26 protein-coding genes are annotated in these 25,237 nt (G+C 45.4%); 11 read left to right on the plus strand and 15 right to left on the minus strand.

Annotated elements, in window-relative coordinates:
- Nucleotides 1-114 precede the first annotated feature (114 nt).
- The 7 genes from BBC0178_RS00965 to BBC0178_RS00995 all read right to left on the minus strand — a co-directional run bounded on the left by BBC0178_RS00965 (nt 115) and on the right by BBC0178_RS00995 (nt 7,045).
- Nucleotides 115-1,167 carry a complex I NDUFA9 subunit family protein gene (locus tag BBC0178_RS00965; RefSeq protein WP_078038881.1) on the minus strand — a complete coding sequence of 351 codons (1,053 nt, stop codon included), beginning with the start codon at nt 1,165-1,167 and terminating at the stop codon, nt 115-117.
- A gap of 116 nt (nt 1,168-1,283) precedes the next feature.
- Nucleotides 1,284-2,603, minus strand: a complete 1,320-nt coding sequence (locus BBC0178_RS00970) for a bifunctional folylpolyglutamate synthase/dihydrofolate synthase (protein WP_078038882.1) — start codon at nt 2,601-2,603, stop codon at nt 1,284-1,286.
- Between the two features lie 6 nt (nt 2,604-2,609).
- Complete coding sequence (gene accD / locus BBC0178_RS00975) at nt 2,610-3,506, minus strand: acetyl-CoA carboxylase, carboxyltransferase subunit beta (RefSeq protein ID WP_078038883.1); 897 nt, start codon at nt 3,504-3,506, stop codon at nt 2,610-2,612.
- Between the two features lie 38 nt (nt 3,507-3,544).
- Nucleotides 3,545-4,375, minus strand: a complete 831-nt coding sequence (gene trpA, locus BBC0178_RS00980; protein ID WP_078038884.1) for a tryptophan synthase subunit alpha — start codon at nt 4,373-4,375, stop codon at nt 3,545-3,547.
- A gap of 16 nt (nt 4,376-4,391) precedes the next feature.
- The gene (gene trpB, locus BBC0178_RS00985) at nt 4,392-5,558 is read right to left on the minus strand and encodes a tryptophan synthase subunit beta (RefSeq protein WP_077973392.1); all 1,167 of its coding nucleotides are present in this window, start codon (nt 5,556-5,558) and stop codon (nt 4,392-4,394) included.
- Nucleotides 5,559-5,622: 64 nt separating this feature from the next.
- Nucleotides 5,623-6,273 (minus strand): phosphoribosylanthranilate isomerase, encoded by a 651-nt coding sequence (locus BBC0178_RS00990; protein ID WP_078038885.1) that lies wholly within the window; start codon nt 6,271-6,273, stop codon nt 5,623-5,625.
- 67 nt (nt 6,274-6,340) lie between these two features.
- Nucleotides 6,341-7,045, minus strand: a complete 705-nt coding sequence (locus BBC0178_RS00995; RefSeq protein ID WP_078038886.1) for a sulfate transporter family protein — start codon at nt 7,043-7,045, stop codon at nt 6,341-6,343.
- Nucleotides 7,046-7,157: 112 nt separating this feature from the next.
- Between BBC0178_RS00995 and BBC0178_RS01000 the strand changes: the two genes are divergently transcribed.
- Nucleotides 7,158-8,162, plus strand: coding sequence for an adenosine kinase (locus BBC0178_RS01000; RefSeq protein WP_078038887.1), 1,005 nt, complete (start codon nt 7,158-7,160; stop codon nt 8,160-8,162).
- A 345-nt stretch (nt 8,163-8,507) separates the two neighbouring features.
- Here the strand turns inward: BBC0178_RS01000 and BBC0178_RS01005 are convergent, their stop codons facing one another.
- Nucleotides 8,508-9,812 carry a serine hydrolase domain-containing protein gene (locus BBC0178_RS01005; protein WP_078038888.1) on the minus strand — a complete coding sequence of 435 codons (1,305 nt, stop codon included), beginning with the start codon at nt 9,810-9,812 and terminating at the stop codon, nt 8,508-8,510.
- A 157-nt stretch (nt 9,813-9,969) separates the two neighbouring features.
- Nucleotides 9,970-11,349 carry a bifunctional phosphopantothenoylcysteine decarboxylase/phosphopantothenate--cysteine ligase CoaBC gene (coaBC, locus tag BBC0178_RS01010; RefSeq protein ID WP_078038889.1) on the minus strand — a complete coding sequence of 460 codons (1,380 nt, stop codon included), beginning with the start codon at nt 11,347-11,349 and terminating at the stop codon, nt 9,970-9,972.
- A 246-nt stretch (nt 11,350-11,595) separates the two neighbouring features.
- Here coaBC and BBC0178_RS01015 point away from each other — a divergent pair, with 246 nt between their 5' ends.
- Entirely contained in the window at nt 11,596-12,351 is a 756-nt protein-coding gene (locus BBC0178_RS01015) for a S1C family serine protease (RefSeq protein WP_078038890.1), read from the plus strand.
- Between the two features lie 360 nt (nt 12,352-12,711).
- Here the strand turns inward: BBC0178_RS01015 and ubiB are convergent, their stop codons facing one another.
- Together ubiB and ubiE are read right to left on the minus strand one after the other, a co-directional pair.
- Nucleotides 12,712-14,292 (minus strand): 2-polyprenylphenol 6-hydroxylase, encoded by a 1,581-nt coding sequence (gene ubiB / locus BBC0178_RS01020; RefSeq protein ID WP_078038891.1) that lies wholly within the window; start codon nt 14,290-14,292, stop codon nt 12,712-12,714.
- On the minus strand, nt 14,293-15,075 hold the full coding sequence (gene ubiE / locus BBC0178_RS01025; RefSeq protein WP_078038892.1) for a bifunctional demethylmenaquinone methyltransferase/2-methoxy-6-polyprenyl-1,4-benzoquinol methylase UbiE: 783 nt from the start codon (nt 15,073-15,075) through the stop codon (nt 14,293-14,295).
- Nucleotides 15,076-15,237: 162 nt separating this feature from the next.
- On the opposite strand from ubiE, the gene upp reads away from it, so the two are divergent.
- On the plus strand, nt 15,238-15,864 hold the full coding sequence (gene upp / locus BBC0178_RS01030; protein WP_075869670.1) for a uracil phosphoribosyltransferase: 627 nt from the start codon (nt 15,238-15,240) through the stop codon (nt 15,862-15,864).
- A 637-nt stretch (nt 15,865-16,501) separates the two neighbouring features.
- The gene (locus tag BBC0178_RS01040) at nt 16,502-16,774 is read left to right on the plus strand and encodes a PepSY domain-containing protein (protein ID WP_078038894.1); all 273 of its coding nucleotides are present in this window, start codon (nt 16,502-16,504) and stop codon (nt 16,772-16,774) included.
- On the opposite strand, the gene BBC0178_RS01045 is transcribed toward BBC0178_RS01040, so the two are convergent.
- A complete protein-coding gene (locus tag BBC0178_RS01045; protein WP_078038895.1) occupies nt 16,775-17,281 on the minus strand; it encodes a Fur family transcriptional regulator in 507 nt (168 codons plus the stop codon).
- Between the two features lie 161 nt (nt 17,282-17,442).
- Between BBC0178_RS01045 and BBC0178_RS01050 the strand changes: the two genes are divergently transcribed.
- From BBC0178_RS01050 to BBC0178_RS01070, 5 genes are all read left to right on the plus strand, one after another.
- Nucleotides 17,443-18,363, plus strand: coding sequence for a metal ABC transporter substrate-binding protein (locus BBC0178_RS01050; RefSeq protein ID WP_078038896.1), 921 nt, complete (start codon nt 17,443-17,445; stop codon nt 18,361-18,363).
- On the plus strand, nt 18,360-19,184 hold the full coding sequence (locus BBC0178_RS01055; protein ID WP_078038897.1) for a manganese/iron ABC transporter ATP-binding protein: 825 nt from the start codon (nt 18,360-18,362) through the stop codon (nt 19,182-19,184). The genes BBC0178_RS01050 and BBC0178_RS01055 overlap by 4 nt, the downstream gene beginning before the upstream one ends.
- 5 nt (nt 19,185-19,189) lie before the next feature.
- A complete protein-coding gene (locus BBC0178_RS01060; RefSeq protein WP_077969995.1) occupies nt 19,190-20,041 on the plus strand; it encodes a metal ABC transporter permease in 852 nt (283 codons plus the stop codon).
- Entirely contained in the window at nt 20,038-20,946 is a 909-nt protein-coding gene (locus BBC0178_RS01065; RefSeq protein WP_078038898.1) for a metal ABC transporter permease, read from the plus strand. The genes BBC0178_RS01060 and BBC0178_RS01065 overlap by 4 nt, the downstream gene beginning before the upstream one ends.
- A gap of 61 nt (nt 20,947-21,007) precedes the next feature.
- Entirely contained in the window at nt 21,008-21,784 is a 777-nt protein-coding gene (locus BBC0178_RS01070) for a glycosyltransferase family 25 protein (protein WP_078040290.1), read from the plus strand.
- A 43-nt stretch (nt 21,785-21,827) separates the two neighbouring features.
- Here BBC0178_RS01070 and BBC0178_RS01075 read toward each other — a convergent pair whose 3' ends face one another.
- Nucleotides 21,828-22,031: a hypothetical protein gene (locus BBC0178_RS01075; RefSeq protein ID WP_078038899.1), complete on the minus strand. Its 204-nt coding sequence runs from the start codon at nt 22,029-22,031 to the stop codon at nt 21,828-21,830.
- A gap of 587 nt (nt 22,032-22,618) precedes the next feature.
- Between BBC0178_RS01075 and BBC0178_RS01080 the strand changes: the two genes are divergently transcribed.
- Nucleotides 22,619-23,239, plus strand: coding sequence for a L,D-transpeptidase (locus tag BBC0178_RS01080; RefSeq protein ID WP_078038900.1), 621 nt, complete (start codon nt 22,619-22,621; stop codon nt 23,237-23,239).
- A gap of 252 nt (nt 23,240-23,491) precedes the next feature.
- Here BBC0178_RS01080 and BBC0178_RS01085 read toward each other — a convergent pair whose 3' ends face one another.
- Nucleotides 23,492-23,875 carry a YbaN family protein gene (locus tag BBC0178_RS01085; RefSeq protein WP_078038901.1) on the minus strand — a complete coding sequence of 128 codons (384 nt, stop codon included), beginning with the start codon at nt 23,873-23,875 and terminating at the stop codon, nt 23,492-23,494.
- Between the two features lie 172 nt (nt 23,876-24,047).
- Between BBC0178_RS01085 and BBC0178_RS01090 the strand changes: the two genes are divergently transcribed.
- On the plus strand, nt 24,048-24,440 hold the full coding sequence (locus BBC0178_RS01090) for a septal ring lytic transglycosylase RlpA family protein (RefSeq protein WP_078038902.1): 393 nt from the start codon (nt 24,048-24,050) through the stop codon (nt 24,438-24,440).
- A 51-nt stretch (nt 24,441-24,491) separates the two neighbouring features.
- Here BBC0178_RS01090 and BBC0178_RS01095 read toward each other — a convergent pair whose 3' ends face one another.
- Nucleotides 24,492-25,064, minus strand: coding sequence for an HdeD family acid-resistance protein (locus tag BBC0178_RS01095; RefSeq protein WP_078038903.1), 573 nt, complete (start codon nt 25,062-25,064; stop codon nt 24,492-24,494).
- Between the last annotated feature and the right edge of the window lie 173 nt (nt 25,065-25,237).

Below are 25,237 nucleotides of genomic sequence, written 5' to 3' on the forward strand. Positions count from 1 at the left end.
AGAAAGTGTATTATAAAAACCAAATTAATGAGGATGATCGTTGCAAGCAATCTTCAGAGCTTATGCGAATAAGATAATCCAAAATAAAGGGCGCTGTTTTGACCGGCGCCCGTTTTATTTGCGAATTTCAAACAGAAAAATTCTGTGTTCAGATTTTATATCTTTTTTGTAATTCTTCGTATTCTTGGCAAATTGACCATGAGGACGGAAGCGCCACAAATAGGAAGGCAAAACAGCTTCCATTGCTCTTGGTGTAATGCCGACACCTTCCAATGTGCGTCCTTCAAGCTTTGCTTCTTCCGAAACAATGCAATCTTTTTTGAGCATTTTGATCTGTTCGGAGGTTGTCACTGTCGGGATCATCGGAATTTTTCCAAGGAGCCCAAAAATTCCGCCGATAAGGCTTCCAATTCCGAAGGGCACGGAAACCAGAGCTTTTTTCCGCATGATAACTTTGAGCATTTCTTCAATAGCATGCCGATAGGTTATGACTTCTTTGCCACCCAGTTCATAAATCTTGCCTGCCGGAATATTTCCTTCAATTGCCGCAACAACGAAATTGGCAATATCGCCCACATAAACCGGTTGCAGTTTTGTCTCGCCACCGCCAAACATTGGCAACATCCATGTGAAGCGCGACATATCGGCAAGTTTGTTGAAGAAAGAATCTTCCTGACCGAAAATCACCGATGGCCGCATGATAATGGCACCTTTATGGGCTTTTTGAACAGCCTGTTCGCCAAGTGCTTTGGTTTTCGGATAGGAAAGGTTGGAATTGATATCGGCATTCAAGGCCGACATATGAATGAGAGGAATACCGGCACTTGCTGCAAGTTCGGCAACATTTTTTGCACCTTCAACCTGCACATTTTTGTAATTGTTTTTGCCTTGCGAATAAAGAAGGCCGGGTAGAAAAACGGCTGCATCGGCATCAATCAGTGCACGTCCGACAGATTCACGGTTACGCACATTGGTCTTCATCATTTGCGTTTGACCGACTTCACCAATTTGCAACATATAATAGGCAACTTCAGGCCGACGCACAGCAATGCGAACCCGATAGCCACGTTTTGTCAATGTTTCGACCACATGGCGACCGACAAAACCTGAACCACCGAAAACGGTAATGAGTTTCGGGTATTGATAAAGTTCGGTACTGAGCGTCATAGGGTGCACTCCTCAAAAATCTTCAATCTTTGCCTTTATATGGTTTAGCTTGTTTTGGCCCGAACGCAAGTCTTTTGAACTATTCTCATTAAATGTTGAAGAGATTAACAATCGTTTTATTCCGGTGGTGTCCCATTTTTCTTCAAAAAGTCGCCGGCCATATAAAGTGAACCCGCAACAAGAATGGTCCTTTGAGGTGTTAGACCGGAAATTTTTTGGAAAGCGTCTTCAATAGATGTGGTGGTTTGCGTCTCTAATCCGGCTGAACGGACAACTTTAGCCAATTCTTGAGGCGCTACACCACTATCGCTTGATAAGACCGGTACAGTGTAGACCTTATCGACAAGACCTTCGAGCTCTTTGAAATAGTGGAAGGAATCCTTTGTGTTGATCATACCGGCAACCATGGTTACCGGTCCCATTCTTTTTTCTTTCCAATGCCTGATTTCTTGTGCAATGACTTTCGCACCTGCCGGATTATGCCCGCCATCGAGAAAAACTGTCATCGTTTTTGGCAGAAAATCAATGAGCTTGCCGGCTTTGATGCGCTGCATTCGCGCTGGCCAGACAATATTTTGCATGGCTTTGGCAATATCCTGATCGGTCAATTTGAAACCGGCATGGATTAGAGCTTCAATGGCGCTTGCTGCATTGCTGATTTGATGGTCCCCGCGAAGCGAGGGAAGCGGAAGTTCTTTAAGGCCCTCTTCGTTTTGGAAAACCATATGCCCATGGTCATTATAGGCCTGAAAATCCTGACCATAAATGACGAAAGGAGCATGGCGTTTTTGCGCAATGTTTGTCAAAACGTCGACAGCACCATCGCTTTCCTGCTTGCCGATAACAAGCGGGACACCTTCTTTGATAATGCCGCCCTTTTCGAAAGCGATCTTTTCAACTGTATTGCCGAGCAAAGCAACGTGATCGAGCGATATGGGCATAATAAGAGAAACGGCCGGCTTTTGAATGACGTTGGTTGCGTCGAAACGCCCGCCCAGCCCCACTTCAAGAATGACAGCATCGGCCGGATGTTCGGAAAAAAGCAGAAAGGCAACGGCCGTCAACAATTCGAAGACCGTAATCGGTTCATCATGATTGGCTTTTGTTACCCGCTCTATTGCATCGGCGAGAGTGTCGTCATCAACAAATTTGCCACCACCTTGTTCACCCAACCGGTAGCGCTCGTTCCAATGAACAAGATGGGGAGAGGTATGGACATGAACGCTATATCCGGCACTTTCAAGAAGCGCACGGCAAACCGCCGCCGCTGACCCTTTTCCATTGGTTCCCGCAATATGGATAATCGGCGGCAATTTCAAATGCGGATTGCCGAGATTTTCCAAAAGCCGCGAGATACGGTCGAGCGAAAGGTCAAACCCTTTCGGATAGCGCTTGAGAAGGCTATTGATAAGCGTATCTACCCGATTTTCGGTCATTTCATTTCAAGCAGCTTTATTACCGTGATGTTTGCCCGAATGATGTTCAGGTGCAGGCAATTTCATCATCAGCCGCAAAAGCTTGGCAATGGTCGATTTCAACTCAAGCCGTGAGACCACCATATCAACCATACCATGTTTGAGGAGATATTCGGCGCTCTGGAAACCTTCCGGCAGCTTTTCGCGAATGGTTTGCTCGATCACGCGGGGACCGGCAAAACCGATCATCGCACCGGGTTCTGCTATATGAACATCACCCAGCATGGCATAAGAAGCGGTAACACCACCAGTCGTCGGATTGGTCAAAACAACAATATAAGGAAGCTTTGCATCTTTCATCATCTCGACCGCTACAGTCGTGCGCGGCATTTGCATGAGAGAAAGTGTGCCTTCCTGCATACGGGCACCGCCAGAGGCTACAAACAGCACCAAAGGCCGTTTTTCCTGAATGGCTGTTTCGAAAGCCTTGATAATGGCTTCACCTGCCGCCATACCAAGCGAGCCACCCATAAAGGCAAAATCCTGCACAGTGGCTATAATAGGGAGGCCTTCAATGGTGCCGCGTGCATTCATAATATCGTCGTCAACACCGAGTTTTGAACGATAATCTTTCAAACGGTCGATATAGCGCTTTTCATCGCGGAATTTCAGCGGGTCAATGACAACTTTCGGATTTTCTAAAAGTTCATAGGCGCCATCGTCGAAAAAGCTTGCCAGACGGGCTTTTGCCGGTATGCGCATATGATAGCCCGAGTTTGGAACGACATATTGGTTTTTTTCCAGATCTTTGTGAAAGACCATTTCACCACTGGCAGGGTCTTTGACCCATAAATTTTCTGGCATCTCACGACGACCAAACATCGAGTTGATCTTCGGACGAACATAATTGGTAATCCAGTTCATCTATGTCACCTTATCCTGTTTGTTGGCAAAGCTTCAATTCAGCCTTTTCTGGCTTCCAATACACCTGCACTCAATTGCTTTACAAGGTCACTTGCCGCTTTTGCCGCATCACCTTTCGGGTGGCCATTTTCATCAAGAGTAGAAGCAATGGCGTTGACAATTGCACTTCCGACCACAACACCATCGGCAGCACGACCGATTTTTGCAGCTTGTTCTCTTGTCTTGATGCCAAAACCAACAGCAATCGGTAAAGACGTGTGTTTTTTAATATTTTTCACGGCTTTGGCAACAATATCGGTCTCAGGCAAGGCTTGACCGGTGATGCCCGTCATCGAAACATAATAAACAAAGCCGGAGGTGTTTTCCAGTACTTTCGGCAAGCGTTGGTCGTCGGTTGTCGGTGTCGCCAGACGAATGAAATTGATATCCGCTTTGACTGCGGGCAAGCAAAGTTCGTTATCCATTTCCGGCGGCAAATCAACGACAATTAGACCGTCGATATCAGCCTTTTTGGCATCGATCAAAAATTGGTCGACGCCATGGACATAGATCGGATTATAATATCCCATCAGAACGATTGGCGTGGTCTGGTCGGTTTTGCGGAATTCACTAACGAGTTTCAGCGTCTTGTTGAGCGTCTGTCCGGCTTTTAGCGCGCGCAGACCTGCAGCCTGAATGGTCGGGCCGTCCGCCATCGGGTCGGAAAATGGCATTCCGAGTTCGATTAAATCGCTACCGGCTTTCGGGAGTGCTTTCATAATTTCCAGCGCGGTGTCAAAATCCGGGTCCCCTGCCATTATATAGGTTACAAGAGCCGGACGATTGTTATTCTTGGCTTTTTCAAATGTTTCTTTGATACGTGTTGTCATAGCCGCTCTCTCAAACTCACATATTCATGCCAAGAAGTGTTCCAACCGTGTGGACATCCTTGTCGCCACGACCGGAAAGATTGACAATAATAATCTGTTCTTTATCCATCTTAGGTGCTTCCTTGATGGCTTGCGCAACCGCATGCGAGGATTCGAGTGCCGGTATGATGCCTTCAAGGCGTGTCAAAAGCTGGAAGGCTTCCAATGCTTCTGTGTCAAGAATTGGCACATATTCAACGCGCCCTTTGTCTTTTAGCCACGAATGTTCCGGCCCGACACCGGGATAATCAAGACCTGCAGAAATCGAATGGCCTTCCAGAATCTGGCCATCGTCATTCTGGATAAGATAAGTGCGATTGCCATGTAAAACCCCCGGACTTCCGGCCGTCATGGACGCGCAATGCTCGTTCCCTTTAAGGCCACGGCCACCTGCTTCAACGCCGATAATTCTGACAGTTTTATCGTCAAGGAAGGGGTAGAACAGCCCAATCGAATTCGAACCGCCGCCAACGGCAGCAATCAACAGATCGGGAAGGCGACCTTCGCGCTCGAGGATTTGCTCTCTTGCTTCTTTGCCGATGACGGATTGGAAATCCCGAACCATTTCCGGATAGGGATGCGGGCCTGCAGCAGTGCCGATAAGATAATAGGTATCGCGTACATTGCTTACCCAATCGCGCAAAGCTTCATTCATTGCGTCTTTCAATGTGCCGTTACCGGCTTTGACCGCATTGACCTTGGCGCCGAGAAGTTCCATGCGGAACACATTTGGTTTTTGCCGTTCGACATCGGTCGAGCCCATATAGACAACGCAAGGCAGGCCAAAGCGCGCGCATACGGTGGCTGCTGCGACACCGTGTTGTCCGGCGCCGGTTTCGGCAATGATACGGGTTTTGCCCATGCGGCGCGCAAGCAGAATTTGCCCCAGACAATTGTTGATTTTGTGGCTGCCGGTGTGGTTCAGATCTTCCCGTTTCAAATAGATTTTCGCACCGCCAAGATGCTTGCTCAAACGCTCGGCATAATAAAGTTTCGATGGACGGCCTGCATAATTGGTGGAAAGATTTTTCAGTTCGATATTGAAAGCCGGGTCATCCTTGGCCTCGTTATATGCTTTCTCCAATTCCAGAATAAGCGGCATCAATGTTTCGGCAACAAAACGCCCGCCATATATACCGAACATCCCCGCTTCATCGGGGCCTGTTTTAAAGGAATTGATTTCAGCCGACTTTTCCACGTCAGTCTCCTTAATTTTCAACGGCTTTTTTGACAGAATCAAAAAAACCTTCAATCAATTTTGTGTCCTTAACACCGGGGGCACTTTCAACGCCACTTGAAACATCAAGAATGTCGGGAGCGGCAATCCTTATCGCTTCTTCCACATTTTGCGCATTCAATCCACCGGAAAGCACGGTTTGACTATCTTCGTCAAGCGACTTTAACAGCGACCAGTCAAAAGACACGCCATTCCCTCCCGGCAATTGTGAGCCTTTTGGAGCTTTGGCGTCAAATAAAAACATATCGGCTATGCCGCGATAGGCAGAAACCTGATCAAAATCCGATTGCTCGCGAATAGAAAAAGCTTTGATAACCGGCAAACCATAAGTGGTTGCAAGCTCTTTCACACGTTCGGGTGATTCATGGCCATGAAGCTGGAGAATATCAGGTTTGACATGAGCAACAATGTTTGAAATCAATTCATCATCAGCATCGACAGTAACAGCAACAAGCTTAACCGGCTTTTTGATGTACCGGCGCAATTGCTCAGCCTTTTCAATTGAAAGATGACGCGGGCTTTTGGCAAAAAAGATAAAGCCGATATATTGCGCACCGTTGTCGATGGCAGCTTTAATTGCTTCAGGTGTTTTCAATCCGCATATTTTTATAAGTGGCTTCATGATCTCTTGTTGTCACAAAAGTCGGATAAAGTCGAGAAGATGTTGAAATTGTCGGTAATCTATCTCGTTATTGACTGATTTTTTTAGACAGACTTTTGTGGAGATAGGTCATCATTGCCGCAGCAAAAAGCGGTGTCAGCAAGTTCAGAACCGGCACAGAAACAAAAAGTGCAATGATAACACCGCCACAAAATACATAAATTGCATTCTGTTTATAGAATTGGCGGGTGTCAGCCTCTGTACGGTGTCGGCAGGCGGCAAATTCGAAATATTCGCGGCCGAGAAGATAGCCATTGATCACATAGAAAGCGAAGAGATTGACGCCAGGGAAGAAATAGAGAATCAGCGCAATGATATTACCGACAATGCTCAAAGCTAGAAATTTCAGCGAGATGACAAGCGAACGGCCAAGCGGCATTGCAACGCCGACCGGATCGTCGGGATAATCTGTTTTCTCGATGATTTCGGCTGCATCATCCATAAAATAACCGCCGATCAGTGATGTAATTGGCGCAATTAAGAGTGCCATAAGCAGAGCCAACCCCACCGAAAAGACGATCACGGCAACAAATCCGAGCCAGCCCGCCCAATCGGGAAAATCAGGCATATATTGTTGTAGGAACGGCCAAACATAATAAAGGAATAATTCGCGCAAGCTGAACCATAAAATTGCCAATAACAGCAATGTTGCGCTCAATGCTTTCCATAGCATGGAACGGAAGGGCGGGGTAAAAAGGCGCGAGAAAGCGCGATAGGCTGCGTCAAAAATCATGGGGATATAGATAGAAAGCAGACAAAAAGAAACAAGAGGGGCTTTAGCTCTCTGGTCTTTTGTGTTCTGAACGAGTAATGAGCGAGGGAGAATAAAATACGGAGAGAGCGAGATGGCACATTATGATGTTTTGGCAATCGGCAATGCAATTGTCGACGTGATTGCCCGTACGGACGAAGATTTTCTGGTCAATAACGGTATCATTAAAGGGGCAATGAATTTGATTGATGCGAAACGTGCCGAACTTCTCTATTCGCGTATGGGGCAGGCAGTCGAGACATCGGGCGGCAGTGCAAGCAACACTGCTGCAGCACTTGCCAATCTTGGTGGCAAAGCTGCTTTTATGGGCAAAGTGGCAGCCGATCATTTGGGGCAGGTTTTTGCCCATGATCTTCGTGGTCAAGGCGTTGTTTATGATACGCGGCCTCTGGAAGGTCGTGCACCGACTGCTCGTTGCATGATTTTCAATACACCCGACGGTGAACGTTCCATGAATACCTATCTTGGTGCTTGTGTCGAATTCGGGCCGGAAGATGTCGAAGCAACGAAAGTTGCCAATTCCAAAGTTGTTTATTTTGAAGGTTATCTGTGGGACCCGCCACGCGCAAAACAGGCTATGCGATTGGCTGCAAAAATAGCCCATGAAAATGGAAACCAGATGGCAATTACCCTTTCTGATTCCTTCTGTGTAGATCGTTATCGTGGCGAATTTCTTGAACTCATCCGCACAGGCACGGTCGATATTGTGTTTTCAAACGAATCAGAACTGCTTTCGCTTTATGAAACTTCATCATTCGATATGGCAATTACCGCTATTCGTAACGACGTTCGCGGCTTTGCTTGCGTCACGCGCAATGCCAAAGGCTCCATTATTACATCGCGGCAAGAAACATTCACGGCCGGTATCTATCCGGTTGAACGGGTTGTTGACCAGACCGGTGCCGGTGATGTTTATGCGGCCGGTTTTCTCTACGGCTATACCAATGATATGTCGTTTATAGATAGCGCACGGCTTGGCGCTCTGTGTGCCAGTACCATTATTCAGCAAACCGGACCACGTGCACAGTTTTCATTAAGAGATGTTGCAACGCAAGCGGGGCTTATCCAGGCCGGATAAGTTGGGTGACACTTATTCGGACGGTGGGTTTTTACCTTGTCTTCCGTGCGTAGCAATAGCGTTGGAGCTTAAGCTTTTTACGCGCGTAATATACCCGACAATAATTGGGTGAGTGAAAGAACACTCTCAAAACAAGGGGGTCCTTCTTGTCGACAGGAAGGCCCCCCTTTGAATTTTTGTTCACCAATGCAAAATAGCGATTCTGGCAAAGAATAAAACAAGTGTTGGGGGGATAAAACAAGTGCGGGAATAAATCAGCTTTGCCCGCTTTTGCCGTTTTCTATAAACACTTGGTTTTCCATGAACACTTAGTTTTCTATGAAAGCTTGGGTTTTCTATGAACACTTATTGGTTGAGACTGTTCGAAATTGCATTAAACATCAATGAAGCTTCAAGTGGCTCGGCAGAAAAAGATGGTTCGGCTTTTTCCCATGTTGACCACTGGACAAACACCATATTCTCCTGCTGGTTGACGACCAGCATCTGCCCGTAAATTCCCAAGCCCCACATTGTTTCCGAACTGCTTAGACCAAGTTTCGGCGAAACATTTTCTGCTGCTTGAGGCACGGCATTGTTCCACCATTCAAATCCGTAACTTCCTTCCGGATGATTTTCAGTAACGGAATTTGTTGCTTTGTTCCATGTGCGTGAGTCAACAACCCAATGATCAGGCAGTATCGTTTTGCCTTCAGGAAGGAACCCGTTATAAAGTACAAATTGTCCGAATTTTCCCCAATCTTCCAGCGTCGCATTGAAACCGTGAGCGCCGGTATCATGCTTTCCTTTTTGATAGCTGTGCCATACACCGTCACTGACCATACCGTAAGGTTTCCAGATTTTTTCCTGTAAATATTGGGCAAGGGGCATCTTTACAGCTTTTTCCAAAGTGTCGCCTAAAAGCCAAGCACCACCTGATGAATATGACCACACTTTCCCCGGAGCAGCGTATTTCACGCGTTTTTTGTTGATCACAAGGTCATGGACGCAAGAATAGGCATTGTCCAAAGCTTCACATTGAGTAAGTTTGGCAAAATCGGAATTGTCATCTTCATAATTTTCATCCCATTTGACACCGGATGTATGTTGCAACAATTCTCTTATGGTGACATTTGCCCACACAGTGCCTTTTACGTCGGGATTATAGCGAACGACCTTATCGTCGAGGGATTTGATCTTCCCTTCTTTAAGAGCCACGCCGACAAGGGTTGAAACGACGGATTTACCAACAGATCGGGATGTCCACAAAGTTTGGGGTGTATTGCCGCGGCCATAAAATTCCAACACTACAACGCCGTTTTTTATCACCATTAATCCGGCAATCTTGTTGCGCGCTACATATTCCTGAAGATTATAGGAATGGCCGTCAACAGTGTAGGAAACACTCGACATATCACGAATTTGTCGCATCAATGGACGAGGGGTTGCGTGTTTGAAGACATCACCGGGATAAGCGCGATAATCATTGCGAAAGCCGATCATCCGGTCTTCCATGTTCCATTTCAACATGTTTTTGACATCTGGCAATTTTTCATCCACCGGTGTGGGGCATTCTGTAAGTTCCGGAACTCCGCAAGGGGAGCTCGCATAAGCATTCGGAAATAAGCTAAGCCCCGCCAATATGACGCTTAATCCAAATAATTTCGTTTTCATTCTTTCCAATATCCTTTTTAACAACTTTTAAATTATGTAAGTTTTCAATTGTGTTTTGGTAGTACGCTTCCAATTATCAACACATTGTAAAAGACAATTTTGATAAAAATTGCGAAATGTAAATTTATCAGAATAGAATTGTTACCGCAAAAATTCTTCATTCACGAAAAAATGTTGCTAATTTTTCGCCAAGTTTTTTAGCAACTTCTTCTTTGTTCATTTTCGGCCACGCTTCGACAGCGTTACGGCTCACACATGAAATTCTGTTATAATCTCCTCCCATAATGCTGTTTCCATCTTTATCGACAGAAACATCGTTGGCCAGAATGAAATCGGCACCTTTTTTATCGAGCTTCTTTTTCGCATTTTCGATAAGATTATTGGTTTCTGCGGCAAAACCGATAACGAGTTTCGGCCGGTTTGCAGCATGGCCGATTGTGGCAAGAATATCCGGATTTTCGACCATTGTTAATGTGGGAGCAGATTGGCCTGATTGTTTTTTGATTTTTTGCGTAGCACTTTCGGCACTGCGCCAATCGGCAACGGCAGCAACAAATATGGCACCATCGGCAGGCAAAGCGCGTTTGACTGCATCAAGCATCTCCATTGCCGTTTCAACATGAATTGTTTCAACGCCATAGGGGTCGGGAATGCTGACGGGGCCGGAAACGAGTGTGACACGGGCTCCAAGATGTTGGAGAGCTGTGGCAATTGCGTGCCCCTGTTTACCGGAAGAGCGGTTTGCAAGATAGCGCACCGGATCTATCGGCTCGTGGGTAGGGCCAGACGTAACAATGATATGTTTGCCGGAGAGCGGTTTTTCTCCACAATCAAGCATGGATTCGACCGCAGCAACAATTTCGAGCGGTTCGCTCATACGCCCCCGTCCGGCTTCACCCCGTTCGGCCATTTCGCCGCTCTCTGGCCCGATCATTTTGATTCCGTCTGCAAGCAACCGGTCAACATTGCGTTGTGTTGCCGGATGGTTCCACATTGCCGGATTCATCGCTGGCGCAATAAGAATCGAGGAATTGGCGGCAAGAAGAATAGCTCCCGCAAGATCATCGGCAATGCCATTTGCCATTTTTGCAATCCGGTCTGCTGTCGCAGGGGCAACAACAATCAGGTCGGCAGAACGGGCGAGCCTGATATGGCCAATATCATGTTCATCCTGGCGGTGAAAAAGATCGGTAAAAACATGCCCCCCTGAAAGGCTGCCCGCAGCAAGAGGCGTCACAAATTCTGTTGCCGCTTTTGTCATCACAACAGTAACATTTGCTCCCCGCTCTTGTAATCGGCGAATGAGATCAAGCGCTTTATAAGCCGCAATGCCTCCCGTTATAATGAGGACTATTGTTTTTGATTGCAGTGATTGCACTTCTTTGGCGCTGGGTTTTTCCGGAAATATTTCTGAATTATTGCCGGACATCAACAAAAGCCGCGCTTCTTCTTCCATAGAACGTTTGTTTTTTGCAGCGTTGAGACGAAGTTTTTCCTTTGCTTCATCCGGTAAATTGCGAATTGTGATGCTCGCCATAAAAACCTCTTATGCAATCAATGCAATCAAAATTTAATCAGTCTTTTAATGCGTTTTTGAACTGTCGGCAAGCGGGAGGCGTTTTTTCGGTTCATTTTCGAATGAAGAGTCCGCCGGGCTTTTAATAGATATTATTTGTGGAACCGGTTTTTTATCAATAGTTTTCTGGAAAAATAGTTTTTCCGCGATAAATCTGGACATGTGTCATATTTATAAAGAATAAATTTATATATTGAGGAAAAATTTATGCGTTATTCATTTTCCTTTTTTTCATGCCTTACAGTTTTTTCGTTCATAGTGTTCAATCCTGCTTACGCGCAACCGCCAGCTTCTACAGGGAGCGGTTTTGCTGTGACGAATAACGGATGGGTTTTAACAAATGCCCATGTGGTAAAAAATTGCCAATATGTGAAAATCGGTGATTTCGGAACCGGAAAGGACATCCGCATCGATTCTCATGATGATCTTGCTCTCATAAAGTTACCTGACGGAGTGAAAACAAAGCCCCTCTATCTCAGGCGGAATGTTATCAGGCTTGGCGAAGATATCATCGCACTCGGATTTCCTCTTGATGGTCTATTGTCGGACTCGATAAAAATGACGACCGGTAATGTCAATTCGCTTTCAGGCGTTGAAAATGACATCCGCTATCTCCAGATTTCAACCCCGATACAGCCCGGAAGCTCCGGTGGTCCTGTTATCGACCGGCAAGGTCATGTCATAGGCATCACCACATCCGGTTTGTCGAAAACTTTTGCCGACGAGTCGGGTTTTATCGCACAGAATGTCAATTTTGCAATCAGAGCCAGAGTAGCCGAGCTATTTTTGGAAACCGAAGGCATTGCTGTTTCCTATGCCGACGAAGATAAGGGCGGATCATTTCGTTCAACAGCCGACATTGCTGAATCAACATCTCCTTCGGTTTATAAAATTTTGTGTTATGGCGAAAAAAATAGCGGGACGGATGACGCCGTTCGCAGTGATGGAAAAGAACAGAAATAACGAGCTTCCGGTTGGCCGCTCCGAACTTTGTTTTTTGGTCTTTTCCTCTTGAACACGAAATGACGGTGAAAATATTATCCTTTTCCGCAATCCGAAAATATTATTGTCAACTGCGCTTTTTTACCTCGCACATTGTCTGTTAAGGCCGGTAAAACAAGTCAAAGGCATATGACCCGATATTAGAATAGCGTTCGCGGCAGCGTGACACAGAAATAATCGAGCCGAATAGAAGCTCTGAATATGTGCCAAATATATGCGCCATTTTAATGGCGCTGACATAAGCGTTGACACATTCCGGAGGCGAGAAAAACTTCTCCCGTCAAATGACGATTTTGGAATCTATCGGATTAGGTCTGCAGGTTATATGACAAGCTTGTAAGTGATGATCACCATGCAAACAGCGATTAGAATGACAGCATATCGGCCAAAACGGTTTTGTTTTCCCTGCATCAGGGCAAATCTCTTTAATGTATCATCATCAAGATGAAGGCCATTCTGCGCCATTTTATCAGCACCTTTCTGGATGCGTTCGACGCTTCGGACAAGTTCCGGCGTTCTGCGGGCGAAAGTAAGGAGAGATTGCGCACCCTCGGTCAAATCTTTCGCCATGCCGATGGGCCCCAAATTTTTTGTAATCCACTCTTTTACAACAGGTTCGGCCGCTTTCCACATATTGAAATGCGGATTAAGCGAACGGGAAACACCTTCTACAACCACCATGGTTTTTTGTAACAACAATAGTTCCGGCCGTGTCTGCATATCGAAAAGTTCGGTTACTTCAAAAAGCAGAGTCAGCAACTTGGCCATCGAAATTGTTTCGGCCGATTGACCGTGGATCGGTTCGCCTATGGCACGGTTGGCCTGGGCAAAGCTTTCCATATTTTGGTGGGGCGGCACATAGCCGGCTTCAAAGTGCACATTGGCAACACGCCGATAATCACGGGTAATAAAGCCATATAAAATTTCGGCAAGAAAGCGTTTTTCCTGTTTGCCGAGCCTTCCGGTAATGCCCAAATCGACAGCGACAATACAACCGTCTTTATCTACAAAGAGATTTCCCGGATGCATATCCGCGTGGAAAAAGCCGTCGCGCAATGTGTGTTTCAGGAAGGATTGCATGAGCGTAACGGCAAGAGCATCAAGGTCGAAACCGGCAGCTTTAAGCCCCTCGATATCCGACATTTTGATGCCGTCAATCCATTCCATGGTCAGAACATCACGCCCTGTCCGCTCCCAATCGACTGCGGGAACACGAAAACCTTTGTCATTTTGTGTGTTCTCGGCAATTTCGGAAAGTGCCGCCGCTTCAAGGCGCAAATCCATCTCGATTTTTGTGGTTTGTGCCAATGTGTCAACAACGCTTACCGGCTTTAGCCGTCGGGAAGCCGGCACATAGCGTTCCTGCATTTCGGCTGCAAGATAAAACCCCTCAAGATCTTTGGCAAACCGCCGTCTTACACCGGGGCGGATAACCTTGACGGCCACTTTACGCAGACTCCCGTCGGGGTTCCTCACCGTTGCGGGGTGAACTTGCGCCATCGAGGCGGCTGCAATTGCCGGACCGAACTCGACAAAAAGATCATCTATTTTGCGGCCGAGCGACCCTTCGATTTGGGCAACAGCCTGTTCATGAGGAAAGGTATCGACATGATCTTGTAGTCGCGACAGATCTTTTGCAACTTCCGAGCCGACAATATCAGGACGTGTTGCAAGAAACTGGCCGAGCTTGATATAGGAAGGCCCGAGTTTGTTTATTGCCCGTGACATATTTTCGGAGCGATTGGTATTTTTACTTCTTTTTCTGGCAAACCAGCCAGCGATACGATGGAAAAACGCCATTGAAGCAGGTAAGCCATCGCTTGGAAGTGCGCTCAGCACACCCTCTCGTGCCAGAATAAAACCGACACGTAAAAGACGTAAGGATGCGGCAAGTTTCGACATTCAAACCTTCCAGCCAGAGTGCATGGCAGCAATGCCACCGGTAAGGTTACGGTAGCTTACATGGGAAAAACCGGCTTCCCGTATCATTACGGCAAAATCTTCCTGCTTGGGAAATTTGCGGATTGATTCAATAAGGTAGCGGTAAGATTCTTTGTCACCGGCAATCATTTGGCCAACGCGCGGTATGCCCTGAAACGACCAGATGTCATAGAGTTTATCGAGAATCGGCATTTGAACTTCCGAAAATTCCAGACACATAAATCGGCCACCCGGCTTCAAAACGCGATAGGCTTCCGACAAGGCTTTGGCAATGTGGGGAACGTTACGGATGCCGAATGCAATCGTATAAGCATCGAATGTATTGTCTTCAAAGGGCAGTTTTTCTGCATTCGCCTCGACAAAATCAAGATAGGGCAGGAGGCCGTTTTTCTTTGCTCTTTCGCGCCCCACTTCCAGCATGGAACTGTTAATGTCAAGAACCGTTGCATGGGCGTGGCGACCGGACGCTTCAACGATACGGAAAGCAATGTCACCCGTACCACCAGCCACATCGAGAACTTTATACCCGTTAAGATGCGAGGGGTGAAGCCATGCAACAAATGCATCTTTCCACAAGCGGTGCATGCCAACCGACATGACATCATTCATGATGTCGTATTTTTTGGCCACAGAATGGAAAACCCCGTTAACCATCGACTGTTTTTCCGATTCGTCGACCTTCTTGAAACCGAATGTTTCTTCCATCCCGCCTTTTGCGCCGACGCGCTCTGTTTCAGCAGTCATATTTGTGACCTTTCAAATTTATACCATCTTTTTTCTAGCCTAACTTGCCCGTTTAGGGAATGGGCTCTGATGAAAAAGTAGCGCTGCAGACGCTTCGCCCTTTTCATTCCACTTTAATGGTTTTATACGACATATAGAATGCTGTAATGAGGAGAAAAGCCCATGGGTTTAACAATTGTTTCCCACCCTCTTGTCCAACACAAATTGACGATGATGCGTCGCAAAGAAACATCAACTGCCGAATTTCGCCAGCTTGTGCGGGAAACAGCATTCTTGCTCGGCTATGAAGTCACGCGTGATCTGGAGCTTGAAACTGTTCACATCGAAACACCGATGGAAGAAATGGAAGCGCCGATGCTCAAGGGTAAGAAACTCGTTCTTGCCTCGATTTTGAGAGCGGGTGAGGGGCTGCTTTTCGGTATGCTCGATCTTTTACCGTCTGCACGTGTTTGTCATATCGGCCTTTACCGTGATCATAATACACTTGAAGCAGTCGAATATTATTTCAAAGCCCCCGAAGATATTTCCGAGCGTCTGGTTATTGTGGTCGACCCTATGCTTGCAACGGGAAATTCTGCTGTAAAAGCCATTGAACAACTGAAAAAACATGGTGCTAAAGAAATAAGGTTTGTGTGCATATTAAGTGTTGAACAGGGAATCAAACAGTTGCAAAAGGCTCATCCCGATGTCGATATTTTTACCGCATCGGTTGATCGGGCACTTAATCCCGCTTCTTATATTCTTCCCGGTTTGGGCGATGCGGGTGACCGTATGTTCGGGACAAAATAGCACTATTTAAGGCAATAGAGAGTGTAACAAACTTTGTCTGCAGAATATAAAAAAGCACAACAAATGCTTGTTTCATGTTCTGCCATCGCGTCTTTTAATATGCTAATTTCGGTTCTTTCGGGTTTTGTCTTATAATCTCTGAGACAAGGCTTCAATCTTTTGCAAAAACAATGAAACCCGCTTTTTAAAGTAATAGCCCGAATTGAAACACAAATTTTGTTTGCATTCCCGCCAAGCATTATCAGGTAAAAAGCTGTTGCATCTATGAAAATGCTTTTTCATACATATCATTAATAAAAGCCTTGATTGTTCGGTCCGGCTGTCAGAATTCGGGCGGTGATATGCCAGACGGGACCAAGAGTTTTCTTTTTTAAAACGCGGATAAGATTATTCAAGGTTTTTTATAGCCACGCGAAAATTGTTCCAGGCAACATGGCTCGGATGCAAAAGTTTTGATCGGTTAACAATTCTTTTTGCGATTTTTAATCAGTGAGCGGGACTATTGGTAGTGGGGTTGTGGTGAGGCACTACCCTTGCATCGCGTGGAATAAAAACCATATGCAATAAGCGGGTACCAAAAGTTTTATGCAATTTCTGGTGGTACAACGGGTGAACAATACGAATGGAGGATTAAAATATGACAATGAACAAAATTCGCATGATTGCACTTGCTGCTGCCACTGCGACTATTGGTCTTGCCGGTTTTTCAAGCTCGTCTTTTGCAGCAGAAAACGGGCGTATCAGCTGGTCGGCTTTAACCACAAAACTGGAGCAAAGCGGTTTTAAAATTCACGAGCTAGATGAAAAGCACGAAGGCTGGAAAGCCGAAGTTACCGACAAAAACAACCAACGTCTCAAGCTTTATATTGATCGTCAGGGGAATATAACCCGCCAAAAAGTCGATGATTGATTATCGGGCGTAAACGGCGTCTAAGTTAGTAACCGGTTTTCCTGAAACATTCGGGAAGCCGGTTTTTTTGACAAGATGAATAGCAACGTCAATATGGCTTATTTCAAAGCCTTCAGGTGGAAGCGGAAGTTTCTGGACGACCGGCTCATGTCCGTAAAGCGCAATCACCTCTCCGTTCTGATAGTAGAAAAAACTGCTGTTACGACAATTGACGATAAAGAACGATTTTTGTCCCGAAGATGCAACGGGTCGAACCAGCCCTGCTTTTGTGAAGTGGTGCAGGGTATTATATATTGTTGCAAGAGAAATATCTTCACCCGAGAAAGCAATGTCTTCATAAAGTTTGCTTGCATCAATCAACCGGTTATTTCTCCCGAAGATATGTGTTGCCACAATTAATCTTTGATGCGTTACACGAAGCCCATATTTTCCCAGTAAAGCCGACAATTGTTTTTCATTTTTCATTTGTCCGGCGTCGGATTGAATGTGCTGTACCTCACCCGTCATAAATTCTCCCCTGAAAGTGCAATGATTGGCCAAAATGCCCGCCAAATCATTTTGTTTAACTGCTAATGATTTGCAGTTGCAATTATAACAATGGTCTGATACGCAGTAAAGTAATTGCAAATGATTTGCAATAAGAAAAATCAGCGAGAGGAATTTTGAAAATGAAACCTGCTTTTTTGCAACAGGTTGGTCTCAAAACAATCATATTTGCGCTCATAGCGATATCTATCAGCGCTTTTTCGACAGCGAGTAGTTATGCAGCCCAGAAATTCAAAGCTGTGACAACATTTACCGTTATCGCCGATATGGCAAAAAATGTTGCAGGAGATGCAGCCGAGGTTCAATCCATAACCAAACCCGGTGCGGAAATTCACGAATATCAGCCGACACCGCAAGACTTGATGCGGGCACAAGGTGCCAATCTTATTTTGTGGAACGGATTGAATCTGGAATTATGGTTCGAGAAATTTTTTGACAATATTCACGATGTGCCGGGTGTTGTCGTTTCAACCGGTGTTGAACCTATGAGCATCAATGAGGGGCCATATAATGGCAAACCCAATCCTCATGCATGGATGTCGCCTACGTCCGCTTTGATCTATGTTGATAATATCCGTGATGCATTTGTCAAATATGATCCGGAAAATGCCGAAACCTACAAGCAAAATGCAGAAATTTACAAAGCCAAGATCAGGGCAACGATTGATCCGATCAAGCAAGAACTGTCAAGTTTGCCGGAAGAGCGGCGCTGGTTGGTTACAAGTGAAGGTGCTTTCAGCTATCTCGCCCGCGATTTCAATTTGAAAGAACTTTATCTATGGCCGATCAATGCCGATCAGCAGGGCACACCTCAGCAAGTCAAACATGTCATTGACGCTGTGAAGAAACACAATATTCCGGTCGTTTTCTCGGAAAGCACAATTTCGGATGCACCGGCAAAACAGGTAGCCCGTGAAACCGGTGCCAAATATGGTGGTGTGCTCTATGTCGACTCGCTGTCCGAAGCTGACGGCATTGTCCCCACTTACATTGATCTTCTGAAAGTCACGAGTTCCACCATTTCCAAAGGACTAGCCAAATGAACATAGTGGGAATTTCGGCATCACATATTACGGTAACCTACCGTAATGGTCATACGGCGCTTCGCGATTCAAGTTTTGAAACGCCGACCGGTTCTATTACGGCATTGGTTGGTATCAACGGTTCCGGCAAGTCGACGCTTTTCAAAGCCATCATGGGGTTTGTCCGTTTATCGCGCGGCAACATCACTATTTTCGATATGCCGGTGCGTAATGCACTGAAGAAAAATCTTGTTGCTTATGTCCCTCAAGCGGAAGATGTCGATTGGAATTTTCCGGTGCTGGTTGAAGATGTCGTTATGATGGGCCGTTACGGTCACATGAATTTTTTGCGCCAGCCCAAAGATGTCGATTATGCCGCTGTGACAGACGCTTTGCAGCGGGTAAATATGCTGGCCTTCCGCAAACGCCAGATCGGGGAATTGTCCGGCGGGCAAAAGAAACGCGTTTTTCTTGCCCGCGCTATAGCGCAGGAAGCAAAGGTCATTTTACTTGACGAACCTTTTACCGGCGTTGATGTCAAAACCGAAGATCAAATCATCACATTGCTGAAAGAAATGCGCAAAAGCGGTGCTGTTATGCTGGTTTCCACGCATAATCTTGGTTCGGTGCCCGAATTTTGTGACCGCACGGTTTTGATAAAGGGCACGGTTTTGGGGTATGGCCCGACTTCGGAAATTTTTACTGAAGAAAATCTCACAAAAACCTTTGGTGGCGCATTACGACATCAGGTGGTTACCCCTCAGCAAACATCCGCCGGAGTGGATATTGTCAGCGATGACGAAGATCCGCTTGTGCTTTCTCCCTACCAGCAAAAAATGTAACCACAATGATAGACCAGTTTTTGGAACCTTTTTCATATGATTTTATGATAAACGCCATGTGGGTTTCCGCATTGGTGGGCTGCGTTTGTGCTTTTCTTTCCGCTTTTTTGATGCTCAAAGGCTGGTCGCTGATCGGTGATGCACTTTCCCATTCGATCGTTCCCGGTGTTGCCGGAGCCTATATGTTGGGCTTGCCATTTTCTCTTGGTGCTTTTTTTTCAGGCGGGCTTGCTGCCGCTGCCATGCTGTTCTTCAACGAGCGAACGAAATTGAAAGAAGACACGATTATAGGTCTTATTTTTTCATCCTTTTTCGCGCTCGGGCTGTTTATGAAATCGTTAAAGCCGATGGCGGTGAGCATTGATACAATCGTACTCGGAAATATTTTGGCAGTGAGCCCGACAGATATTTTTCAGCTTGCAATGATCGGCGTAATTTCACTCATTATTCTCTCCATCAAATGGAAAGATATGATGGTGACTTTCTTTGACGAAAATCATGCCCGTTCAATCGGTATAAATACCAAGGGGTTGAAAATTTTGTTTTTTGCATTGCTTGCAGCTTCAACAGTTGCCGCCATGCAAACGGTTGGAGCTTTTCTGGTCATTAGTCTTGTGGTCACCCCCGGGGCAACTGCTTATCTGATAACCGACCGTTTCGAGCGCTTGATTGTTCTTTCGGTTATCATCGGAATTCTCACAAGTATCATCGGCGTATATGCAAGTTATCTTATCCATGCGCAGACCGGTGGCGTCATTGTATTGTTGCAGGCGACGCTCTTCGCGCTCGCTTTCATTTTCGCACCCAAACACGGTTTTATCGCTGCACGCTTGCGCGCAAGGAAAGTTCAACAATGATTGACGCACTTTTATTTCCCTTCCAATTTCCTTTTATGATCAGGGGAATGCTGATCACGATGATTGTTGCCATCCCCATGGCGATGCTCTCAAGTTTTTTGATTCTGAAAGGCTGGTCGCTATTGGGCGACGCCATTTCACATGCCGTTTTCCCCGGCGTTGTTGTCGGTTACATGATGACACCTGCCGCAATGTTTGTTCTGGGACTTTTGCCCTTTGTCGCAATCGAGGCTGTCGACCGGTCCGATGTTACTATGGCAATGATGGCCTTCGGTGCCTTTCTTGCAGGCATGGTTTGTGCTGTTCTCACCGGTTTTTTGGGAGCAAACAGCCGTATCAAGCAAGACACAGTGATGGGGGTGGTGTTTTCCTCAATGTTCGGTTTGGGGCTCGTCTTGGCAACCAGTATAGAAAGCGAACTTCATTTGAATCATATCCTGTTCGGCCATTTGTTGGGTGTCAATTGGCTGGACATTTTGCAAACATTGATAATCTCCTTTTTGGTCACAGCAGTGCTTGGAGCCAAATGGCGCGATTTTTTGCTATTTTGCTTCGATCCGGTTCAGTCAAAAGCGGTTGGCCTTAATGTCGGCTTTCTTCATTATGCTTTACTCACGATGATTTCCCTTACGATCGTTGCCGCGCTCAAAGCTGTCGGAATTATTCTGGCAATCTCGCTGTTGATTGCTCCGGGTGCAATTGCCTATCTTTTAACCAAACGGTTTTCATATATGTTGTTGATTGCGATACTGATTGCCGTGACAAGCAGTTTTCTGGGCGTTTATTCAAGTGCTTTTATTGGTTCGGATGCAGCATCAACGATTGTATTGATCATGACAATACTATTCATGGTTGTATTCTCTGTAATATCATTTACCATACGTAAAAAGGCACCTACTGCTTGAGTATCGCCGACATTTGATGATAGAAGCAAAGGTGAATCTTGTCACCGGAGCTCTAAACTCTATGAAACGATATGTGATTAATCTTGACCGTTCAGAGGAGCGCTTAACACATATAAAAAGCGTCTTTACCAAAGAAGGTCTTGATTTTACACGCGTTAAGGCTGTTGATGGGCGCAATTTGTCGCAAGAAGACTATGAACGGTTAACACAAACGTCTATCTGGCCCAAACCATTGACCAAAGCAGAGGTGGCCTGCTTTCTCAGTCATCGTGAATGCTGGCGTTTAATTGCCGAAGGTGATGACCCTTATGGAGCAGTGTTCGAGGATGATGTGAAACTGTCTCCTCATGCATATCTGTTTTTGACAAAATTCGATTGGATACCGGAAGGGTGCGATATCGTTAAACTCGATACAGCTGAAATCACATGCGTATTGGGAAAATTCAATAAAGAATTGCTTGATGGATATAAGTTGGCGCCGTTACTCACCAAACATTATTGTTCTGGCGGGTATATCATTTCCAAAAGTTGCGCCAAACGACTTTATGACGTGAATAAACAGATCAAAGCACCCGTCGATGAAATCATGTATAATCCGGAATGCGGTATATTCAGTACCCTTAACATTGAACAAATGTTTCCGGCTGTTGTTATTCAAATCGGCCTTTCCAGTACGATTTTGTCTGAAAGAAAGACAATAAAAGGTCCCAAACATTCGCGAAGAACAATACCGGAAAAAATAAGGCGCGAATTAAAACGGTTTAAAAAACGCTATCTCGTTCCTTGGGCTTTGAAGACGTTTCGCGGTTGTTTCTGGGGCATCGTTCCCTTTCGTTAAAGATAACCATTTGAAAACACAGACTTTTCTATATGCATAACAGCTATGCAATATTGTCTATTGTTGTTCGGGGAGCGTTGAAATATTTTACCTCTCGCTGGATTACTCCTCCTCCCAAATCCAGCAAGTTGAATGCAGCACCTCCTCCTCCCATAGCTGCATTCGGAATCAAAGGCTGCGCATCTCCTCCCGCGCGGCCTTTTTCTTTTCCGATATAATTCTGTTCGGTCCCCCGCTTTTGGGGCATTGATCAGATCTTTCCTTTATCACTTCACGTTCAAAAAGATTTCGCGCAATTGCTGTTTTCCAATTGGGAGTTCCGTCAATCCATAAGGCTCTTACTCTCACAATCGATAGGGTTAATACGCAATCTCCAATAAATGCTACGAAGAAAGAGTATTCTGATCCAGTAAAATTGTTATTTCCAATTCACAATTAAGCGACCGATATCGAATTATCTTTTATTTTTACAACTAAAAATATTTCTTTTTGGATATTGAATATAAAATAATCATCATGATCAATATAAAAACGGAATTATAATTATTTATTTAACATAATAACGAATTGTTTTTGATATATTTTATTTGAATGAATTTTAAGAATATATTTTTAAAATAACAATATTTGTTTGGTAGAGCTATAAGCCGAGAATTTTTTGTTAATGTAAGTGAAAATAAAAAAGTGGGCACAAAATTTAATGTCAAAAAATTTTGTCTATCAAAATAGCGCAAACTGTATATGGTTAACATCCTGTTAATAATCGGAGATTTAATTGAGTGACACGAATGTGATTCGTGCTTGCTGCTTGAACCTGTTGAGTTGAGAGGGAATATGCGCGTGAAATCTATTTTGCTTGCCGCAAGCCTGCTGGCAAGTGCAACACTAGCCGGTTGTACGACTACAGGGGGATCGACATCGCCCCTTTCGGCCTATTCACAAGTAAATGATGGCGGGTTTATTATACCCGCGCTCAAGGCAAACGAGATCAAGCCGGAATTTCGTCGCCAGATCGTTGCTTATCCGACGGATGAGAAACCCGGTACGATTATCATCGATACGGAAGCCAAGTTTCTTTATTACATAATGCCGGATGGGAAAGCCATGCGTTATGGCATCGGGGTCGGGCGTGACGGATTCCGCTGGTCGGGAAATGCAACAATCGGTCGCAAAGCCAAATGGCCTTACTGGGTACCGCCACAGCGTATGCTGGTGCGTCAACCCGAACTGAAGGAATTTGCTGGCGGTATGGGGCCGGGAGTGAAAAATCCGCTCGGTGCACGCGCACTTTATCTCTATAAGGATGGTAAAGACAGCATGTTCAGACTACATGGTACGCCTGAATGGTGGACTATAGGCACAAATGTTTCGTCGGGATGCATTCGGCTCATCAATCAGGATATTATCGATCTCTATAATCGGGCCGAAATAGGTGCCAAGGTTATTGTTAAATAAGGTTTGACCAATTTTTTCCTTCTATAAAAGCGCGGGTTTTTCCGCGCCTTTTTATTTTTATGGTGACTTTGGTAAAGGGGCGTTGAAAAACCGGATTTGTGAAAATTTCCGTAATGGAAAAGTTTCTGGATCATTCGGAGGATGTGGCAATAGAAATCAGGCGGACAAAATTCGCAGAAGCCGAAACCCATAGTTGGTATAACAGTTTTATCGCGAGTGAGAAGGGGTAAGTCATTCGTAGCAATGAACGATTTATCTCGATGGACGAGTTAAAATATAAATTGAAATCAACACCAATACGACAATAGTCGCCACAGCCAACCAAAGAACCGGTTGGGCAATGATCATAAAAGAACAAAAGCCGACAGCCATTCCGCCAACCGCGAGGAATTTGATAAAAGGTGATATGACGCCTTGTTCCTCCCACTGTTTGATCGGGGGGCCAAAAACCTTATGGCTATGAAGCCAATTATGAAAACGCGGGGATGAGCGCGCAAAACACCAGGACGCGACGAGTAAAAATGGCACTGTCGGCATGATCGGAAGAACAGCTCCGATAAGCCCCAGAACAATCATCAGGCAGCCGATCACCAGATAGAAAATCCGTAGCGGAGCCGGTGTGTTGAATTCTTTCATCTCTTATCTACGCTTGCTAAAAACTCATAGTTGTATAACAAATTGCCCCAAATTAGGTCAACTAATTGATAATAATGGCAAAAATGCCTTTTGACGGCCATGTGAACAACACAACCTCAGGTTATATCAGTTTTTCGTTTAATGACCCGAAACTCTAACCAGTTAGCAGGATATGTGTTTTTTAACCGATAAAAAAAGACTTCTTCCGTTCCTGACAGCAATTTTTGTTGTCTGTTTTTTCAATCAAGGACATGCGAGCTTGAATCATGGCCATATCAGCCATGGTAGTCAATGTGGTGGCGCATCGTGGTATGCATTGCACTCGAAAACGGCTTCAGGTGAAAAGATGAATCCGTTCGGAATGACAGCAGCGCATAAAACATTACCGCTCGGAAGCAAAATTCGTGTCACGAATAAGTTCAATGGAAAATCCATTATCGTGCGTATTAATGACCGCGGCCCGTTCATTGCCGGACGTATTCTGGATTTGTCCAAAGGTGCAGCCGCCGAACTTGGTTTTGTACAACATGGACTAGCAAATGTCTGTTATGAACGGTTAAGCTGAGATAAACGTAAAAAAAGGGGAAGAGCAATCTTCCCCTTTTTTATTCGATCTTTATAGACCCGAATTTTTGAGCGAATGTAAACCGATCGCAAAACCGATCCAGCCCCATCCCTGAAAGATCAGATCGATTGACAGGAACAATCCCAAAACCCATAGCGTATTAGCCGGCCAGCCGGTTGTGATGATAAGACCGGCAACAGCCGTAATAATACCGGCAGCAATAATCCATCCGTGCCCCTTCAATTCCCGGCTCTGAAAGCCGATAATCACACGGATGACACCGGCAACAACAAGCAAAAAGCCAAGTAGAAAAGTAAACACAGCAGCAGCCAAAATCGGTTGCACGAGGCAGACAATGCCGCCGAAGGTATAAAGTAGTCCAGCCAGTAACCAGTAGAAAAAACGCCCCCAACTTTTAACACTGAATGCGTGAATGACTTGCACAATCCCGCCCACAAGCATCATAATGCCGATATAAATTGCAACAGCTTCTGTGGCAAAGGGCAATGTAAATGCTGCGACAATACCTACCAGTAGAAGAATGATTCCAAGAACCAAAAACCAGCCCCATTTCGCCGATAGCTCTCGCGCGCCTTCCAGCGGATTCCAATTATTTGAACTCACGACGGTATTTCCTTTTCAAAAATGACTGTTTCAGAAGAATGCTTTTTATGGCATTGCTCATTAATTCCGGCAATACCATTTTCGCGTCACCTTTAGCATAGAATATAAAAAGAAATAACATAGAAATAAAGACGGTTAATCATCTTTGCGGTTATCAACCTGTATAAAGACCG

It is taken from the genome of Ditibartonella apihabitans, from assembly GCF_002007485.1.
Classification (GTDB): Bacteria; Pseudomonadota; Alphaproteobacteria; order Rhizobiales; family Rhizobiaceae; genus Bartonella; species Bartonella apihabitans.

What these genes read in the sequence shown, in the direction of transcription:
- BBC0178_RS00965 (WP_078038881.1), bottom strand. Translation starts at nt 1,167, where the DNA reads ATGACGCTCAGTACCGAACTTTATCAATACCCGAAACTCATTACCGTT.
- BBC0178_RS00970 (WP_078038882.1), bottom strand. Translation starts at nt 2,603, where the DNA reads ATGACCGAAAATCGGGTAGATACGCTTATCAATAGCCTTCTCAAGCGC.
- accD (WP_078038883.1), bottom strand. Translation starts at nt 3,506, where the DNA reads ATGAACTGGATTACCAATTATGTTCGTCCGAAGATCAACTCGATGTTT.
- trpA (WP_078038884.1), bottom strand. Translation starts at nt 4,375, where the DNA reads ATGACAACACGTATCAAAGAAACATTTGAAAAAGCCAAGAATAACAAT.
- trpB (WP_077973392.1), bottom strand. Translation starts at nt 5,558, where the DNA reads ATGTTCGGTATATATGGCGGGCGTTTTGTTGCCGAAACATTGATGCCG.
- BBC0178_RS00990 (WP_078038885.1), bottom strand. Translation starts at nt 6,273, where the DNA reads ATGAAGCCACTTATAAAAATATGCGGATTGAAAACACCTGAAGCAATT.
- BBC0178_RS00995 (WP_078038886.1), bottom strand. Translation starts at nt 7,045, where the DNA reads ATGATTTTTGACGCAGCCTATCGCGCTTTCTCGCGCCTTTTTACCCCG.
- BBC0178_RS01000 (WP_078038887.1), top strand. Translation starts at nt 7,158, where the DNA reads ATGGCACATTATGATGTTTTGGCAATCGGCAATGCAATTGTCGACGTG.
- BBC0178_RS01005 (WP_078038888.1), bottom strand. Translation starts at nt 9,812, where the DNA reads ATGAAAACGAAATTATTTGGATTAAGCGTCATATTGGCGGGGCTTAGC.
- coaBC (WP_078038889.1), bottom strand. Translation starts at nt 11,349, where the DNA reads ATGGCGAGCATCACAATTCGCAATTTACCGGATGAAGCAAAGGAAAAA.
- BBC0178_RS01015 (WP_078038890.1), top strand. Translation starts at nt 11,596, where the DNA reads ATGCGTTATTCATTTTCCTTTTTTTCATGCCTTACAGTTTTTTCGTTC.
- ubiB (WP_078038891.1), bottom strand. Translation starts at nt 14,292, where the DNA reads ATGTCGAAACTTGCCGCATCCTTACGTCTTTTACGTGTCGGTTTTATT.
- ubiE (WP_078038892.1), bottom strand. Translation starts at nt 15,075, where the DNA reads ATGACTGCTGAAACAGAGCGCGTCGGCGCAAAAGGCGGGATGGAAGAA.
- upp (WP_075869670.1), top strand. Translation starts at nt 15,238, where the DNA reads ATGGGTTTAACAATTGTTTCCCACCCTCTTGTCCAACACAAATTGACG.
- BBC0178_RS01040 (WP_078038894.1), top strand. Translation starts at nt 16,502, where the DNA reads ATGACAATGAACAAAATTCGCATGATTGCACTTGCTGCTGCCACTGCG.
- BBC0178_RS01045 (WP_078038895.1), bottom strand. Translation starts at nt 17,281, where the DNA reads ATGACGGGTGAGGTACAGCACATTCAATCCGACGCCGGACAAATGAAA.
- BBC0178_RS01050 (WP_078038896.1), top strand. Translation starts at nt 17,443, where the DNA reads ATGAAACCTGCTTTTTTGCAACAGGTTGGTCTCAAAACAATCATATTT.
- BBC0178_RS01055 (WP_078038897.1), top strand. Translation starts at nt 18,360, where the DNA reads ATGAACATAGTGGGAATTTCGGCATCACATATTACGGTAACCTACCGT.
- BBC0178_RS01060 (WP_077969995.1), top strand. Translation starts at nt 19,190, where the DNA reads ATGATAGACCAGTTTTTGGAACCTTTTTCATATGATTTTATGATAAAC.
- BBC0178_RS01065 (WP_078038898.1), top strand. Translation starts at nt 20,038, where the DNA reads ATGATTGACGCACTTTTATTTCCCTTCCAATTTCCTTTTATGATCAGG.
- BBC0178_RS01070 (WP_078040290.1), top strand. Translation starts at nt 21,008, where the DNA reads ATGAAACGATATGTGATTAATCTTGACCGTTCAGAGGAGCGCTTAACA.
- BBC0178_RS01075 (WP_078038899.1), bottom strand. Translation starts at nt 22,031, where the DNA reads ATGCCCCAAAAGCGGGGGACCGAACAGAATTATATCGGAAAAGAAAAA.
- BBC0178_RS01080 (WP_078038900.1), top strand. Translation starts at nt 22,619, where the DNA reads ATGCGCGTGAAATCTATTTTGCTTGCCGCAAGCCTGCTGGCAAGTGCA.
- BBC0178_RS01085 (WP_078038901.1), bottom strand. Translation starts at nt 23,875, where the DNA reads ATGAAAGAATTCAACACACCGGCTCCGCTACGGATTTTCTATCTGGTG.
- BBC0178_RS01090 (WP_078038902.1), top strand. Translation starts at nt 24,048, where the DNA reads ATGTGTTTTTTAACCGATAAAAAAAGACTTCTTCCGTTCCTGACAGCA.